The organism is Mesorhizobium sp. ORM8.1, from assembly GCF_053005525.2.
Genome location: NZ_CM132600.1, coordinates 5,230,403 through 5,246,503 on the forward strand (window position 1 = coordinate 5,230,403; position 16,101 = coordinate 5,246,503).

Annotated in this window: 13 protein-coding genes and 1 pseudogene; 9 read left to right on the top strand and 5 right to left on the bottom strand. The window is 61.5% G+C overall.

What is annotated here, in order from left to right; genetic code table 11:
* Positions 1–152 precede the first annotated feature (152 nt).
* The 4 genes from ACVDG8_RS26120 to flhA form a co-directional block, all read right to left on the bottom strand.
* Positions 153–3,458 (bottom strand): hypothetical protein, encoded by a 3,306-nt coding sequence (locus tag ACVDG8_RS26120; protein ID WP_447251015.1) that lies wholly within the window; start codon positions 3,456–3,458, stop codon positions 153–155.
* A gap of 156 nt (positions 3,459–3,614) precedes the next feature.
* A complete protein-coding gene (locus tag ACVDG8_RS26125; protein ID WP_447251016.1) occupies positions 3,615–3,998 on the bottom strand; it encodes a hypothetical protein in 384 nt (127 codons plus the stop codon).
* A gap of 4 nt (positions 3,999–4,002) precedes the next feature.
* On the bottom strand, positions 4,003–4,755 hold the full coding sequence (gene fliR / locus ACVDG8_RS26130; protein ID WP_447251017.1) for a flagellar biosynthetic protein FliR: 753 nt from the start codon (positions 4,753–4,755) through the stop codon (positions 4,003–4,005).
* The gene (flhA, locus tag ACVDG8_RS26135; protein WP_447251018.1) at positions 4,752–6,839 is read right to left on the bottom strand and encodes a flagellar biosynthesis protein FlhA; all 2,088 of its coding nucleotides are present in this window, start codon (positions 6,837–6,839) and stop codon (positions 4,752–4,754) included. Before flhA ends, fliR begins: the two co-directional genes overlap by 4 nt.
* Before the next feature lie 120 nt (positions 6,840–6,959).
* On the opposite strand from flhA, the gene ACVDG8_RS26140 reads away from it, so the two are divergent.
* On the top strand, positions 6,960–7,259 hold the full coding sequence (locus ACVDG8_RS26140; protein WP_447251019.1) for a putative quinol monooxygenase: 300 nt from the start codon (positions 6,960–6,962) through the stop codon (positions 7,257–7,259).
* Positions 7,260–7,487: 228 nt separating this feature from the next.
* Here the strand turns inward: ACVDG8_RS26140 and ACVDG8_RS26145 are convergent.
* Positions 7,488–7,736: pseudogene (locus ACVDG8_RS26145) on the bottom strand (MarR family winged helix-turn-helix transcriptional regulator); the annotation flags it as partial.
* Positions 7,737–7,798: 62 nt separating this feature from the next.
* Here ACVDG8_RS26145 and ACVDG8_RS26150 point away from each other — a divergent pair.
* From ACVDG8_RS26150 to ACVDG8_RS26185, 8 genes are all read left to right on the top strand, one after another.
* Positions 7,799–8,527 carry an NAD-dependent epimerase/dehydratase family protein gene (locus ACVDG8_RS26150; protein ID WP_447251021.1) on the top strand — a complete coding sequence of 243 codons (729 nt, stop codon included), beginning with the start codon at positions 7,799–7,801 and terminating at the stop codon, positions 8,525–8,527.
* Positions 8,528–8,543: 16 nt separating this feature from the next.
* A complete protein-coding gene (locus ACVDG8_RS26155; protein WP_447251022.1) occupies positions 8,544–9,047 on the top strand; it encodes a cupin domain-containing protein in 504 nt (167 codons plus the stop codon).
* Between the two features lie 551 nt (positions 9,048–9,598).
* Positions 9,599–11,380 carry a chloride channel protein gene (locus ACVDG8_RS26160; RefSeq protein WP_447251023.1) on the top strand — a complete coding sequence of 594 codons (1,782 nt, stop codon included), beginning with the start codon at positions 9,599–9,601 and terminating at the stop codon, positions 11,378–11,380.
* A 122-nt stretch (positions 11,381–11,502) separates the two neighbouring features.
* The gene (locus tag ACVDG8_RS26165) at positions 11,503–12,168 is read left to right on the top strand and encodes a helix-turn-helix domain-containing protein (protein WP_447251024.1); all 666 of its coding nucleotides are present in this window, start codon (positions 11,503–11,505) and stop codon (positions 12,166–12,168) included.
* A gap of 39 nt (positions 12,169–12,207) precedes the next feature.
* A complete protein-coding gene (locus ACVDG8_RS26170) occupies positions 12,208–13,284 on the top strand; it encodes an extracellular solute-binding protein (protein WP_447251025.1) in 1,077 nt (358 codons plus the stop codon).
* Positions 13,285–13,306: 22 nt separating this feature from the next.
* Positions 13,307–14,173 (top strand): ABC transporter permease, encoded by an 867-nt coding sequence (locus tag ACVDG8_RS26175; protein WP_447251026.1) that lies wholly within the window; start codon positions 13,307–13,309, stop codon positions 14,171–14,173.
* Positions 14,173–14,970, top strand: a complete 798-nt coding sequence (locus ACVDG8_RS26180) for an ABC transporter permease (protein ID WP_447251027.1) — start codon at positions 14,173–14,175, stop codon at positions 14,968–14,970. Before ACVDG8_RS26175 ends, ACVDG8_RS26180 begins: the two co-directional genes overlap by 1 nt.
* Positions 14,967–16,079 (top strand): ABC transporter ATP-binding protein, encoded by a 1,113-nt coding sequence (locus ACVDG8_RS26185; protein ID WP_447251028.1) that lies wholly within the window; start codon positions 14,967–14,969, stop codon positions 16,077–16,079. The genes ACVDG8_RS26180 and ACVDG8_RS26185 overlap by 4 nt, the downstream gene beginning before the upstream one ends.
* Positions 16,080–16,101: the final 22 nt, after the last annotated feature.

Sequence of the window (16,101 nt, forward strand, 5' to 3'; positions counted from 1 at the left end):
GTCGGTTGCCTGCTTCGCGCCACGAGGGGAGCCCGAGCGGGTGTTCTGATGTCGGGTTTTGGGGCCGGGAGGTCAAGGTCCGCTATCTGGCAGAGTGTGGCAGATAGCTGTTATTCAACCTTCCCCGAGGGCAAAGAAGCAAAGCTTCAATCTCACCTTTTCCGACGCCGTTTCTCACGGATTTTGGCAAGCTCGTGAACAGGTGGAGCGGTTTCCCCTTCCGGTATGATAACGTCGTCGTCGGGCCGTACCGCCATCATATCGACATCATGCGGACCGATCTGCCAGGCTTCCCGCACATGAAATTTTTTCTTGAGGATCGCAAGTTCCAAGCGAAGTTCCGGTAGGCCTGACTCACCAAAAAAAGCGGGAACGAGAAAATAGGCTCCGCAGGCCTTCAGGTGTTCCAAGAACATCTCAAGATTCCGATGATTATCCGCCATCATCGTATTCATACGGGACGTATTGACGAATACCTTACCGTGTTGCTCTGACAGCGTGTCGAAGTCTTTTGTTACGTGCCCTCTGTAATGAAACGGGTTCTGGCGATCTATGCCTTTGATGACAGAAATATGAATTTCATCTTGGCTGTCTTCTCTGCCAAAACGGGCATGCCAGTCCTTGAAAATTGCTTCGCCCTTTGATGCATTTGCGAACATCAAGCCTAGAAACGGTGGTTGGCCCGGCATTGTAACGCCGTACATCATACCTTTCCACTCGGCAGCGTCCCAAAGCCGTGGATTGATGATTGCTCGAACAATCACATCCCTGTGGCTGCGAATTTCACCGAAAACCTGCGGCATCTCTTCTTCATCGTCGCCTGGGAGCGCCGGTAGGTCCATTGCTGCTGGCCTCGCAGATGCGTTCGGTGCCATTGGAAAATTCTGATTGATGCAGTCACCCCAATCGGAAATACGACCTGCATGGGTACCGAACACCCTGTTTCTGGAAATGCCGGCTCGGCAAAACAATGTGGCGCGCTCGAAGACGTTCTCGGTTCTGACCAATTCTCCGATAGTCTCGGTAGCATCACGCAGCATAGCCACGCTCGCCAAAGCATGAATGCAGGAGAAAATGAGGTGCTCGTTGTATTTCCCAATATGGCCTACTTCAGCAAGCTGCCAATTCACCGGAACACGAACCTCCATCATGAAATCATCGTCTTCGGCGACCGATGCTTCCTGAATGTCATCAAGCTGCCGAATCCGAACCGTGAACCTTTCTGTATGCGGAAATGCCCCGGCATTGAGCAGCGTTGCCGCAAATCCCTCAAATGCTGCGGCATACGTTTCGGCTTGTAGAACCCCTTCAAGCGTGTTCGAGGCCTCAATTTCAATCTCCACACCCAGTATTTTGGTTCCGACGCCGCTGAACGCCTCATCAAAGAGTACGACTTTGTTCGGAAGGCTGCCGCATGCGGGCTGTGAAGCCAGGAACGTCATCATTTCATGGATTTCGCGATCGTCTGTCTCCTCGGGAATTGAACCGTCCGCCTTCAGTTCATCAATGTGTCCGAGGCGGTAAAGCAGAGCCATACGTGCTGAAAACAGTGTCAACCCGTCCAGAACATCGGGCAAGCTTGCCAATCTGCGGATTTCTCCGGGCGGCTGAATTATAAGCAGGCAAGCGAGCAACTGATCAAACTGGGTGACCTGGTTCTTCAGCCTCTCCCCGCTTTCATCATCCAGCGGAGCATTGCTTCCGATAGCCTGTAGAAAACGAATGGCGCTGAGGACATCCAGGATATGGCCTAGTTGCAAAGACAGCATTGCAAACAGATTCAGCGCCGGGATCGTTTCGACCCGCAAATCCCCTTCAGTTTCTGACATCGCCAGATACTGGATGACTGATGCCAGAGCAGTAGCGCGGGCCGCCCAACGAAGACCGGCTCCGCGATAGCCTACCGCCAGGTAGTAAAGCGCCTTGGCCTGATCCTCCCTGCTTTCGTCTTTCGAAAGATGTATGACGGCACGGCCAAGCCATTTTATAGCGTCGATAGGCTTTTCAGCATCGAGCTTGCGTTCACCTTGCTGCAAATAAAGGCTTCCGGCCTTAATCTCTTTGCTGCGCTCGGCCATGAATTCCGCAAGCTTTTCGACCAAAGTATCGAAAGCTTGGCTATCGGGTGCGCTTTCGCCAATTGCCTCGACCATGGTTTCCAGCATATCAGCCGGAAACTCTCCCAAGCCCCCTGCTCTATCGATAATCCCGCAAAGGGCCTGCCAAATTTCGTCCAGATTTTCCCGCTCCCCGGAAATCGACATTTCACTCATACGGTGAAAGATAAGCAGCGTCTCCGCATGCAAGGCATTGTTGGGTCGGGATTTATCGGCAGTCAGTTTTAAGAGTTTTTCCTTCAGCCGTTTTGACCTATCGGCAAAGGATAATTCTTCGGGTGTTTCATGACCTTGGAAGATCCTGCCCACCAAAAGCTGATGGAGATTGCAGACTTTGCTGATGTGGACGGCGTGCCCGCTCGCAAAGGCAATGGCCTCGACCTGTTCGTATTTATCCTGCATGGTCTCGATATCATCGAACCACCAAAACGCCGTCCAAGCATGCTCATACACTGCGCGTAGATGCTGGTAGCTCGCGCCGTATTTCTTTGCGTGGTCAATTGCTCGCTTAAAGCGGCCTTCTGTTTCAAACCGAGGCCTTTCGAGTTCTCTTGAGAGCCGTGCAGTTTCAAACGTATCAGAGACCGCCTGCGTCTGCTCTTGAGCGGTTGAGCCCAGTTTTTTCAGGCCGGCTTCCAGTTCATCCAGTGCCTGCTGGCGCTTGAAATCTCTCGGTCCGAGCTTGATGTTGTCGGGTTGATGTTCTCCGGCTTTCAAGTGCTCATAGGCGAGGTCTTTATGACCGTGGGAAAATATTCGGTCAACAATCCACTCCCGGTCGAGAATTGTGACCTTAACGCCATGTTCCTGATGCAATTCGTCTTCTACTCGAAGACGATCACGCTGCCGTGCCGGGCGGTTTGTAAAGAAGATGATCCGGTCATAGCTACGCTCTGTTCCAACGATCCCTTTGACATCGGAACGCACCTTGTCGGACCAGGCTTTCTTTGCGCTGAATGCAAATCCCCATCGCTCTGTGCCGCTTTTCCCGTCGCCAACATACCAACGTTCTGAAATTCGCTCATCAACCGGATAGGTCTCGGTGTCCACCTTGCCATCTCCCCCGCCTTCCGGCCCTGTTTGGGGGCGCAAGTTGGGGCAAAGTTCCCGCTCGCTCAATTTGCGGCAGAAGATTTCGAAATCCTTGTGCTGGTTGCGATCGGTGAGCGTGTCCAGATGGTGGCTCAGCTCGGATTCGCTCAGCCTATAGGCGTCAGTGCATTCACTATCTGAATAAAGATACGGGCGCGTGGCCCGCATCATTTCAGACGGTGTGGGGAATCGACTCATCTTTGCTTCCTCTACCTGAAAGCATAGCAGATTCCCTTGCCCTAACTCCATGATTGCAGTCCGGTTATTGCACATCTCTCTTAGCCTACGGCAAGTCGCAAAACATACGTCCGCCACGGCCCCGGAACGGCAGACTAGCGGCGCGAAGTGGCCGTTCACGTGGTGCAGTCCGTGAGTCAACTTCGGGTTACAGGCAGAATTACCGAACTAGTCTTCGGCCCGCTTCTGCATGATCAGGTCGAGCCGTTCGCGGTCGGAGCGTTCGCGCTCGTCGCGGCGGCGCACGTCCTTGTAGGCACGCTCGACCATGTTGGTGCGCGCCGTCGCGGTGGCGACCAGCGTTGCTTCCTGCTGGGCGTCGTCCAGGTTCTTCTTCTGGCGGCCGAGCGCGTCGGTGATGCGGCGATGATAGATTTCCGGGAAAAGACTCCCCAGCGAGCTTTCGGTGTCGAAGTGCTCGATCATGTCCTTGGCCTCTGATTCCGCCTTGGCGGCGCCGGCGAGGAAGCCGGCGTGCCGGGTCTCGTGCAGCGCCTGCAACTGCTCCTGCACCTTGACCAGTTTCTTCAGGCGGTCCTTGCGCGCGGTCATTGGCCTATCTCGCCAGCGTGAGATCGACGAAGCCGTCGACGAACAGCGACAACAAGGTGCCGACGGCAAAATAGAACATGATCAGGCCGCCGGCGATGACGAAGGGCAGCGAGATGAAATAGACCGGGATCTGCGGCGTCAGCTTGTTGACGAAGCCGATGGTCATGTTGACCAGGATGGCATAGGCGACGAACGGACTGCCGAGACGGATGACCAGGAAGAAGGCGTCGGAGACGGTGTCGGTGACGTCGACGAGGGCGGCCTGCGGATTGAAGAACACGTTGACCGGCGCGACCGTGTAAGATGCGACGAGAGCCCGGATGATCTCGTGGTCGAAGTCGAAGACGAACAGCAAAAGCAGCGCCGAAAATGAGACGATGGCGGCAAGGGCGGCCTGCGGTTCCGGCTCTTCGATCGCCGGCCCGCCTGAGCCGCCATAACCGATCAGCATGGCGATCGCCGAGCCCATGAAGCGCAGTGCTTCCATGTAAAGCCTGGTCATGGCGCCGATCAGGCCGCCGACCAGCAGCTCGGAGACGATCATCGGCGCCAGGATCTGCGGGCGTGTATCGACGTAGGGGAAGATCTTGTCCCACAGGAAGGCGAGCAGGCCGCCGGTCGCGGCGATCGAGACAAACAGGCGGATCTGCAGCGGCACGCGCGCGCTCGACAGTCCAGGCATCAGCATGAAGCAGGCGCCGATGCGGCAGAAGGCGAGGAAGGCGGCGATGACGACGCCTTGCGAGAGTGCGTTCACGAGATCGTCCCGAGCACCTTGATCTCGACGCCCTTGGCGATTTCGACGTGGCTGAGCACCGGCAGCGTGGTGAACAGCCGCTCGATGATCATGCGCACATAAGGCCGCGCGTCGGGCGCCGTCACCAGCACGAAGCGTTCGCCGGCCTCGAGATGCTTGCGGATCGCCTTGGTCGCGTCCTGGCCGAATTCCTCGAGCTGGCGCGGGTCGATGTCGAACTCGCGCACCTCGCCCTTGGCGTCGCGCTTGAGGCTCTGATGGAAGGCGAGGTCCCAGCGGTTGCCGAGGCGCAGCACCTTGAGCATGCCGCCTTCGGAAAGATCGCCGCAGATCTGCTGCGCCATGCGGATGCGCACATGCTCGACGATCTGCTCGGTGCGGCGCACATGCGGCGCGATCTCGGCGATGGCCTCGATGATCAGATGCAGATTGCGGATCGAGACGCGCTCGGCCAGCAAAAGCTTCAGCACCGCCTGCAGGCCAGGATAGGAGATATGCGAGGTGCAGATTTCGTCGGCGAGCTTGCGGTATTCCGGGTCCAACCGCTCGAGCAGCGCCTTCATGTCCTTGTAAGACAGAAGCTGCGGCAGGTTGTTGCGGATGACCTCCGACAGATGGGTGAGCAGCACCGACATGTTGTCGGCGAAGGTGAAGTTCTCGCGCTTCAGATCCTCGGAGAAGGTTTCGAGCACGGAATAGGCGCGCATGCCGAAGGCCGGCTCGCGGATCTCCTCGCCGGGGATCTCCGGCACGCCGCGCGTTCCAAGCAGCACCATGATCTCGCCAACGCGCATCTGATATTCGGCGACCACCGTGCCGTGGACCTTGATCTGGTAGCTCTTCGGCGGAATGGCGTAGTCGTCGGCGACGCGGATTTCGGGCACCACGAAACCATATTGCTGGGCGAATTTCTTGCGCATCTTCGACATGCGGAACACCAGCTCCTGATGCGCCACCAGAAGCCTGGTCGAGAGCTGCTTGCCGATCAGGAGCTCGATCTCGGCAGTGGCGAGCGATGCCTTGACCGAGTTCTTTTCCTCTTCGACCTTGTTTGCCTTCTCCTGGGTTTTCACAGCCTCGGCGGCGGCCAACGCGCGGTTGGCACGCAGCGGAATGATGTAGCCGAGAGCGGCCATGCCGCCGGCAAGCGCGAAAAACGGAAACAACGGCAGGCCAGGCATCAGGCCCAGGATAACCAGCAGCGAGGCCGCGACATAGAGCGCGCGCGGATGCGCGCCAAGCTGGCCGAACACCGCCTGGTTGGTCGAGCCGCGCGTCCCGCCCTTGGAGACGAGCATGCCGGCGGCGAGCGAGACGATCAGCGCCGGGATCTGGGTGACGAGGCCGTCGCCGACCGACAGCTTGATGAAGACGTCGGCCGCCTGACCGAGGCCCATGCCGTGCCTGATGTAGCCGATGGCGATGCCGCCGACGATGTTGATGGCGGTGATGATGAGGCCGGCGATGGCGTCGCCGCGCACAAATTTCGAGGCGCCGTCCATCGAGCCGAAGAAGGAGGATTCTTCCTCCAGCTCGCGGCGGCGCAGCTGCGCCGTCTTGTCGTCGATCATGCCGGCGGAAAGGTCGGCATCGATCGACATCTGCTTGCCGGGGATGGCGTCGAGGGTGAAGCGCGCGCCGACCTCGGCGATACGGGTGGCGCCCTTGGTGATGACGATGAAATTCACCACGATCAGGATCATGAAGACGATGAGGCCGATGACGAAATCGCTCGACATCACCAGCTTGGAGAACCCGCTGATGACATAGCCGGCGGCATGCGTGCCCTCATTGCCATGCGACAGGATCATGCGCGTGGTGGCGATGTTGAGCGATAGCCTGAGCATGGTGGCAATCAGCAGCACCGTCGGAAAGGACGAGAAATCCAGCGGGCGCTGGATCCAGAGCGCCACCATCAGGATCAGCACCGACAGCGCGATCGAGAAGGCGAGGCCGATATCGATGAGAAAGGCCGGGATCGGCAGGAACAGCACAGCCAGGATGATGACGATGCCGAGCGCGAAGAAGACGTCGCGGCCGTTCTTGGCTACCGCGCCGGGCGCAAGTGTTTCGCTGATCGCCATATCGTCCCCAAATCCACAGCCGCCACGGCATGGCAGGCCCTCAACCGTAACCGGCCAAGCTTGCGCGAAGGTGGGAGAGTGGTTACGGGACTTTGAGCTGGCCACCTGAAAGGAATTCGCATGCTGCTGCTCATCGGCACGGTCAGGCTGCCGCCCGACAGGATCGAACAGGCAAAGCCGGCGATGGAACGGATGATTTCGGCAAGCCGTGCTGAGCCCGGCTGTCTCGATTATTCCTATGCGCAAGACGTGCTGGACCCCGGGCTTATCCGTGTTTCGGAAGCGTGGAGCGATCGCGCCGCGCTCAAAGCGCATTTCAAGTCGGCGCATATCGCCGAATGGCGCGCGAGCTGGGCGGCGCTTGGGATCGGCGATCGCAAGCTCACGCTCCACGAAACGGATGGCGGCGCGCCGACCTGACAGACTACGTCTGCGTCGCCTCCGCGGTCGCAACGTTGACCAGCCAACGCCGCACTGCGCGTTCATCGTCGGCGGAAAGCTCCGCAGCCAGGTCTCCTCCAGTCTGTAGACCCGCTCACGGCATTTTTTCAGCAAGGCGCGACCGCCGTCGGACAGGTCGAGATGCTGGATGCGGCCGTGGACGGCATGAGGCGTGCGAACGAGAGAGCCGGCCTTCTCCAGATTGCCGACGATCACGCTCACTGTCTGCGGCGTCAGCACCGCGAGCCGGGCAAGGTCGGCGTTGGACAGACCGGGATAAGCCGAAATCATGGTCAGGGCTGCAAACTGCGCCTGCGTGACCCCGAACTCGTCAAGTGCCCGTTCCACCCTCAGCCGATAGGCGCCGGCCGCCTGTCGCAGCAGATAACCGAGATAGCCCTGCTCGCCGCGCTTGCCTTCTCCGGGAGCTGGAACAGGCGGATTCCCCTTGCGCATGATGTCAGTGCTCTTATATGTTGTTCGTACACTGATATTACCGCAACAAGGAACGAAAGACGATGGGCAAGCGTATTTTTCTTGCTGGAGCCTCGGGCGCGATCGGCCGCCGCCTGATACCGCAGCTTCTGGCGGCAGGCCATCAGGTGACCGCCTCGACAAGGCAGGCGGCGACGGCCGAAGAGCTGCGTACGCTCGGCGCCGATCCGGTGGTGGTCGACGTCTTCGATGCCGGAGGGCTGCGCGACGCGGTGGTGGCCGCCAGGCCTCAGATCGTCATCCATCAGCTCACCGACCTGCCGGCCGGGCTCGATCCGTCGCGTATGGGCGAGGCGATTGCGCGGAATGCGCGCATCCGCAATGAGGGCACCCGCAACCTGATCGACGCCGCGAAGGCGGCGGGCGTCCAGCGGCTGATCGCGCAGAGTATCGCCTGGGCCTATGCGCCCGGAGCCGAGCCGCATGCGGAGACCGATCCGCTCGACAGCAATGCCGAAGGCGGCCGCGCCGTCAGCGTTGGCGGCGTCATCGCACTTGAACGGCATGTGCTGGAAGCCTCGCCGATCACCGGCATCGTGCTGCGCTACGGACATCTCTACGGACCGGGCACCGGCACTGAGACCGGCGCCGATCCGGCGTTGCATGTCGACGCGGCGGCCTTCGCGGCACTGCTTGCCGTGGAGAAGGGGTCGCAGGGCGCGTTCAATGTCGCGGAGCCCAATAGTCATGTCACGACCGACAAGGCCGCCAGTGAGCTCGGCTGGCGCGCCGACTTTCGGTTGGGCAAGTGAGCAAGGAGCTGCCGCCATGATCGAAATCGCTTCTTCCCGAAACCTGGCGCTGCTCGGCGTCGCCGCAATCGTCTCCGGGCTGCTTGGCATGGTCATCGTCCACGGCAATTTCGCAATCACCGCTCCCGTCGGGCTGGATGCGCATGTTCACATGATGGCGGCTGATGTCGGGGCCGCGGCGCGCCCGACCACAACGGTCAAGCCGCTGTCCTGCGAAAAGCTGCCGAACGTTCCAGGGCATTCGATCACCACAGCGCTGGTCGAATTCCCACCGAACGCTTATACGCCGAGACACAAGCATCCTGGCTCGGTCACCGCCTTCGTCATCAAGGGAGCCTTGCGCTCGCAGATGGACGGCGGACCGGCCGTGACCTACACAACGGGTCAGACTTGGTTCGAAGCACCGGGCGCGATCCACGCCTTCGCCGAGAATGCCAGCGCGACCGAGCCGGCCGAGCTGCTGGCGATCTTCGTCGCCGAAGATGATTGCGGCCCGCTGACGATCCCTGTTCCGGACTGAGGCTTTCGCCGGCGTTGCGGCAGTACTTCTGCCGTCCCATCGGACTCGGTAATGATAGCCAAGAAGGCCTAGCAGGCGTTGACCTGTCTGCAGGACCAACCGCCGCCATCGGTATCGTGGCAATCTTCATAGTTTCCGTAACATGTGTTTGTTGAGTTACGGTACCATGGGTAACCACCAGGGCAGCAGACATCCTGCTGCTGAGCGGTTTGAAGAAACCCTCTTGTCGGTCGGCTTTGGTTTTCGACGTTTCTTCCCAAAAAATTGCTCAGCCTAGCTGGAAGATCCACACTTGAATTGCTCATTGCGGATGAGCTCAAAAAAGATCGCGCAGGCAGCCAGCGAAAAGAACTCTCGCGCACTCATGGTTTCCCCCTTCGTGATAGAAAATAAGATCGTGCTAAAATACCACGGTCGATGCGTTGCGTCGATTGCGTAAGCGATAGCCAAAATGGCGCCACAAGCGGTCGGCATTGCGATTGCCACGCAATGCCGCCGGGCGTATCAGGCACGGCAGCTTCCATTCCTCTGCACATCGGCGAGCCGATCCGTTGCCTGCCAGAAACGAACCGCAAGTCTACGCCCGCCGGCTTCGCGCGGTGCTGATCAACTCGATCCCCGTGCTCGAGGCGCGGGGCATCGTGATCGTGTTGATGGCTGGCGTGGTTGGCGTGATTGCCGGCCTGCTGGTCACTGGCATGAGCGCGCTGGTTCAGGGCATGCATTATCTGCTCTTCGACGTGCAGCCGGGCGGCCGGCTTTCGGCGATGTTTGCACTGGCCAACCCGGTGCAGGCGATGTTTCCGGCCATCGGCGGCCTGCTGCTCGGCCTTTCGGTGATTTGGCTACGGCGCTACAAATTCCGCACCCCGGTCGATCCGATCGAGGCCAATGCGCTCTATGGCGGGCGCATGTCGCTCACCGATACCTTCATCATCGTCGCGCAGACGATGATCTCCAGCGGCTTCGGCGCCTCCGTCGGTCTGGAAGCCGGCTACACGCAGATCGGCTCCGGCATAGCGTCCCGGCTCGCCCGCGCCTTCCACCTGCGCCGCAACGATGTCCGCATCCTGGTCGGCTGCGGCGCTGCCGGCGCCATCGCTGCCGCCTTCGACGCGCCGCTGACCGGCGCCTTCTATGGCTTCGAACTGGTCATCGGCATCTATTCGGTGGCCAATGTGGCGCCGGTGATGACAGCGGCGATCGCCGCCTCGCTGACGGCGGAAGTCTTCGGCGGCGTGCCGTTTCCGCTGGAACTTGCCGGGCTGCCGGCGCTGACCGCCAGCCAGTATGTGCCGTTCCTGCTGCTCGGCTTGCTCGGCGGCGCGGCATCGATCGCCATCATGCAATTGGTGAGCCTCATCGAGCGCCTCTTCGTGCGGCTGTCGATCGATGCGTCGGTCCGTCCGTTCATCGGCGGCATCCTTGTCGGGCTCTTGGGGCTGGTCACGCCGCAGGTGCTTTCCAGCGGCCATGGCGCGCTGCACCGCGAGTTTGCGATGAACTACGCGCTGCCGGTGGTGGCGAGCGTCTTCGTGCTGAAGTTGGCGGCCTCGGCCATCTCGCTCGGCTCCGGCTTCCGCGGCGGCCTGTTCTTTGCCTCGCTGTTCCTCGGAGCCTTGCTCGGCAAGCTTTTTGCCGGCGTCATGGTTTTGGCGGCGCCGTCGACCGGCCTCGACCCGTCGGTCGCCGCCGTCGTCGGCATGACATCGCTTGCCGTCGGCGTCGTCGGCGGCCCGCTGACCATGACCTTCCTGGCGCTGGAATCCACCCGCGACCTGACGCTGACCGGCGTGGTGCTGGCGGCGTCGATCATGTCGGCGATCCTGGTGCGCGAAACCTTCGGCTACTCGTTCTCGACCTGGCGCTTCCATCTGCGTGGCGAGACGATCCGCAGCGCCCATGACGTCGGCTGGATGCGTAGCCTCACGGTCGGCTCGATGATGCGCAGCGACATCCGAATGATCGATGCCTCGACGACGCTGGACGAATTCCGCAGGCAGATCCCGCTCGGCTCGGCGCAGCGCGTCATCGCCGTCGAGCAGGAGGATCGCTATGTCGGCGTGCTGCTGGTGGCTGAACTCCACAGCGACCGGTCCGATGGCGAAACGCCGGTCGAGGCATTGGCCCAGTTCAAGGATTCGGTGCTGGTGCCGTCGATGAACGTCCAGTCCGCCGCTGAAACCTTCCAGCGTGCGGGCGCCGAAGAGCTGGCGGTGGTCGAGGATTTCGACGAGCGCATCGTTCTCGGCCTGCTCACCGAAAGCCATCTGATGCGCCGCTATGCCGAGGAGCTCGACAAGGCGCGCCGGGATCTGGCCGGCGAAGGCTAGCCGCGGCTTTCCTCCTGTGACTATGGATCGACCTGAGGCGGGCGACAGCCGCCGCGGGTGGATTCTTATTGCTTGTCATCTGTACAGTGCCACTGTACAAACTGTTCAGTGGGAGAAATGAGATGCCCAAGGCTTCCGGCAACGGCCAGGCGCAGTCAGCACATGGAACGGCTTCGGCCGCCACGCTTGCGCAACAGGTGCTGGGCATGCGGCTCAAGAGCCTTCGCCTTGCCCGCCGGCTGTCACTGCGCGATCTCGCCGAGGCGACCGGGACCAGCGCCAGCTTCATCAGCCAGCTTGAGCGCGGGCTGACGGGCGCGAGCACCGCTTCGCTCAACCAGATGGCCTCGGCGCTGGGGGTCAGCGTGGCAATGCTGTTTGCCGAAAGCACCGCGCAAAGCCATGGCGTTCTGCGGCGCAGCGAGCGGCCAAGCCTGCCGCCCGGCGACGGCTGCCGTAAGATGCTTTTGTCGCGACCGCCGCTCAGCGACATGGAAGTCTATGTCGGCGAGTTCGACATTGGCGGCTCCACCGGCCCCGAACAATACACGCATGGCGACGCGCATGAGATGCTGATCGTGCTGCGCGGCGTCGTCGAGGTCTGGCTGGGCGAGGCGCGCCATATCCTGGAAGAGGGCGACAGCGTCGAATACACGACATCGACCCCGCATCGTACCGAGAACGTCGGCAGCGGCCGGGCCGAGGTGATGTGGGTCATCGCGCCGCCGACATCGGTACGCGCCGAGCTCGATCAATACACGGCCTGGAAACCGCTCGCGGCCAGGTAACAGATCAAACACGCGGGCATGAATGGGAGAGTTAGCGTGATGTTTAAATCGAGATATGCAGGCCTTGGCGCTGTCCTGGCGCTCGGCGTTGTGGCCGGCGTGGCGTTCGCGCAGGACAAGCCGGTGGCTGGCGATGTGAAGGAAGGCTCGCTCAAGGGCAAGACCCTGACGCTGGTGTCCTATGGCGGTATCTACCAGGACGGCCAGGCGGCGGCGCTCAAGGAGTTCGTCGACAAGTCCGGCGTCAAGCTGCTCAATGACGGCCCGACGGAGATCGCCAAGCTGCAGGCGCAGGTCGAGTCCGGCAATGTCACCTGGGACGTTGTCGATACCGACGACCTGCCGCCTTACGTCTATTGCGGCAAACTGTTCCAGAAGCTCGACCTGACGAAGCTCGACGTCTCGAAAATCCCGGAAGGCCAGGTTGGCGAATGCTCGGTGCCGGCCATGAACTACGGCGTCGTGCTGATGTACAACAAGGAGAAGTACAAGGATAACCCGCCAAAGAGCTGGGCCGACTTCTTCGACACGCAGAAATTCCCCGGTGTGCGCGGCATCGACGGCTCGGGCAGCCCGACCGGCGGCCTGCTCGAACAGGCGTTCAAGGTCGCCGGCGGCGACCCGAAAGCCATGACGGTGGCCGATATCGACAAGGCCATCGACGTGGTCCGCAAGCTCGGCCCTGATACCATCTTCTGGAAGACGGGCGCTGAATCGCAGCAGCTCGCCGAGTCCGGCGAGGCAGACATGCTGATGATGTGGACGGGCCGCGCCATGACCGCAGTCAAGAACGGCGCCAAATACGCGCCTGCATGGCAGGATTGGCTGGTGGTGATGGACCAGATGACGATCCCGGTCGGCGTCAAGGATACGGACGCGTCCTATGCGCTGCTCAATGCCTATCTCGGCAAGCAGTCGCAGGAAATCCTGGCAGAGAAGACCTCCTACACGCCGATCAACAACGACGCGCAGCCCAAGGTCGACGCTTCCGTCGCCGCCTTCTTGACCAACACGCCGGAACGCCAGAAGCAGGGCTACAAGCAGAACTTCAAGTTCTGGGTGCCGAACTTTGCGGTGGCGCAGGAAAAGTGGGCGGCGCTGATGGCCGGCAACTGATCGGCTGACAGAGGCAAAACCAGTGAGCGCGCTCGAACCGACAACGCCTTCCGTCCCGAAACGGGGTTGGGCCTGGCGGCCGCTCGCGCTCACGCTGCCGGCGCTCATCCTGCTGGCGGCGGTGATCGGTTATCCGCTGCTCACCATCGTGTTGCGCAGCTTGTCGGAGCCGCAATGGGGCGCGCAGAATTACCTCTGGTTCTTCGGCGCGCCCGTCAATCTCACTGTGCTGCAGCGCACCTTTGTGATCTCGGCCTGGGTGACGGTGGTTTGCGTGGTCTGCGCCTACCCTTACGCCTATCTGATGACCGCCGTCGGGCCGCGCGTGCGGCTTGTCCTGATACTTTGCGTGCTGATCCCGTTCTGGGTAAGCGGCGTCGTGCGCACGCTTTCCTGGGTGATTCTGCTGCAGGATTCCGGCGTCATCAATTCGCTGCTCAGATCGGCGGGTTTTGACGGCATCCGGCTGATCCGCACCCAGACCGGCGTGGTCATCGGCATGGCGCAGGTGCTTTTGCCCTTCATGATCCTACCGCTCTATTCGGTGATGAAGGGCATCGACCTCAGGCTGATGCGGGCGGCGCAGAGCCTGGGCGCCCGGCCTTCGCGCGCGTTCTTCACGGTCTACCTGCCGCTGTCGCTGCCGGGCGTCTATGCCGGCGCGATCATCGTCTTCATCCTGGCGCTGGGCTTCTACATCACGCCGGCGCTGCTCGGCGGGCCGCGCTCGACCATGCTGTCGACGCTGGTGCAGACGCAGGTGCTGAGCCTCCTGCAATGGGGCCGCGGCGGCGCCATGGGCGTGGTGCTTTTGATCACCACCTTCGTGCTCCTGGCACTGGCGGCACCCGTGATGCGCTCACGCTATCGGGAAACGGGGCGGCGCTGATGGAAATGAAACCGCTCACCCGCGTCATCCTCGGCCTCGTCTGCCTGCTGGTCGCGATCTGGCTGGTGGCGCCGACGCTGGTCGTGGTGCCGATGTCGTTCAACGGGAACAAGTCGCTCGCCTTCCCGCCGCAAGGCTTTTCCTGGCAGTGGTACCAGAACTTCTTCACCAATCCGGACTGGTCGTCGAGCTTCCTCAACTCGCTCAAGGTCGCCTCGATCGTGGCGGTGCTGGCGACGGTGTTGGGCACGCTTGCCGCCTTCGGTCTCGACCGCATGAAGGCGCGGCCGGCGAACCTTCTACGCATGCTGATGCTGACACCCATGGTGGTGCCGGGCGTGGTGCTGGCGATCGGCATCTACGCCGTTTATCTCGACACCCACCTGGTCGGAACGCTGACAGGCTTCGTGCTTGCGCACACCATCCTGGCGTTGCCTTTCGTGCTGATCGCGGTCTCGGCCAATCTCGAAGTGTTCGACAGGCGGCTGGAGACGGCGGCGGCAAGTCTCGGCGCCGGTGCGCTCACCACCTTCCGGACGGTGACGCTGCCATTGATCCTGCCCGGCATCCTTTCCGGCCTGCTCTTTGCCTTCGCCACGTCCTTCGACGAGATCGTGGTGTCGCTGTTCATCACCAACCCCTATCTCAAGACGCTGCCGGTGCAGATTTTCTCGTCGATCACGCGCGATGCCGATCCGACAGTGGCCGCGGTCGGCACCATCCTGTTGTTCGCCACGACACTGCTGATCGGCGGCGGCATGCTTCTCCTTGGTCGCGAGCGGAAAGGACTTCTATGAGCCCGAGACCGCAAAATCGGGGCGCCGCGATCGACCTCGCCACGGTCAGCAAGGCCTATGGAACGTTCAAGGCATTGGACGGCGTGTCGCTGCGCATCGAGCCCGGCGAATTCATGACGCTGCTCGGTCCCAGCGGGTCGGGCAAGACGACGACGCTCAACGTGATCGCAGGCTTTACCGATGTGACCAGCGGCAGCCTGCTGGTTGGCGAAAAAAGTGTCGTCGGCGTGCCGGCGCATAAGCGCAACATCGGCGTGGTGTTCCAGCATTATGCGCTGTTCCCGCACATGACGGTCGGCCGCAACGTCGCTTATCCGCTGACGCTGCGCGGCATCAGGCAGGACGAGCGCAAGGCGCGCGTGGCGAGAGCGCTCGACATGGTCAAGATGGGCGATTTCGCGCATCGCTATCCAAGCGAGCTGTCAGGTGGCCAGCAGCAGCGCGTCGCGCTCGCCCGTTCCATCGTCTTCGATCCGCCGCTGCTGTTGATGGACGAGCCGCTTGGCGCGCTCGACAAGAAGCTGCGCGAATGGCTGCAGCTCGAGATCAAGCGCATCCATCGCGAGCTCGGCACAACCTTCGTCTATGTCACGCACGATCAGGAAGAGGCGCTGGTGCTATCGGACCGCATCGCCGTCTTCAACCGCGGTCGCATCGAGCAGGTCGGCACCGGTCGCCAGCTCTATGACGAGCCGGCGACGCTGTTCGTCGGCCGCTTCGTCGGCGATTCCACCGTGCTGCGCGGCGAGGCGAGAAGCGACGGCACCAGCACCGCGCTCACCATCGCCGGCGAGACCGTCACCGCGCCGCGCCGCCTCAATGGCGAGGCCGGTCCGGTGATGCTGCTGCGACCGGAGAAGCTCGCCATCCGCCGGCCGGGGCAAGGCGCTGCCGGCGCCAACCAGCTGTCGGGCACCATCGCCGAGGTGATCTATCTTGGCTCTGGATCGAAATACGAAGTGAAGCTTGGCGACGGCTCGATTGCGATCGTGCGCTCGCCGCTGACCGGCGAGAGCTTTGGTCTCGGCGACAAGGTCGAGCTCTGTTTCGACGGCGCCGACGCCAAGCTTCTGGCCGATGACAGCACGGCCGACACGACACTCACCTGATCCATCTCTTTGTTTTAACGCA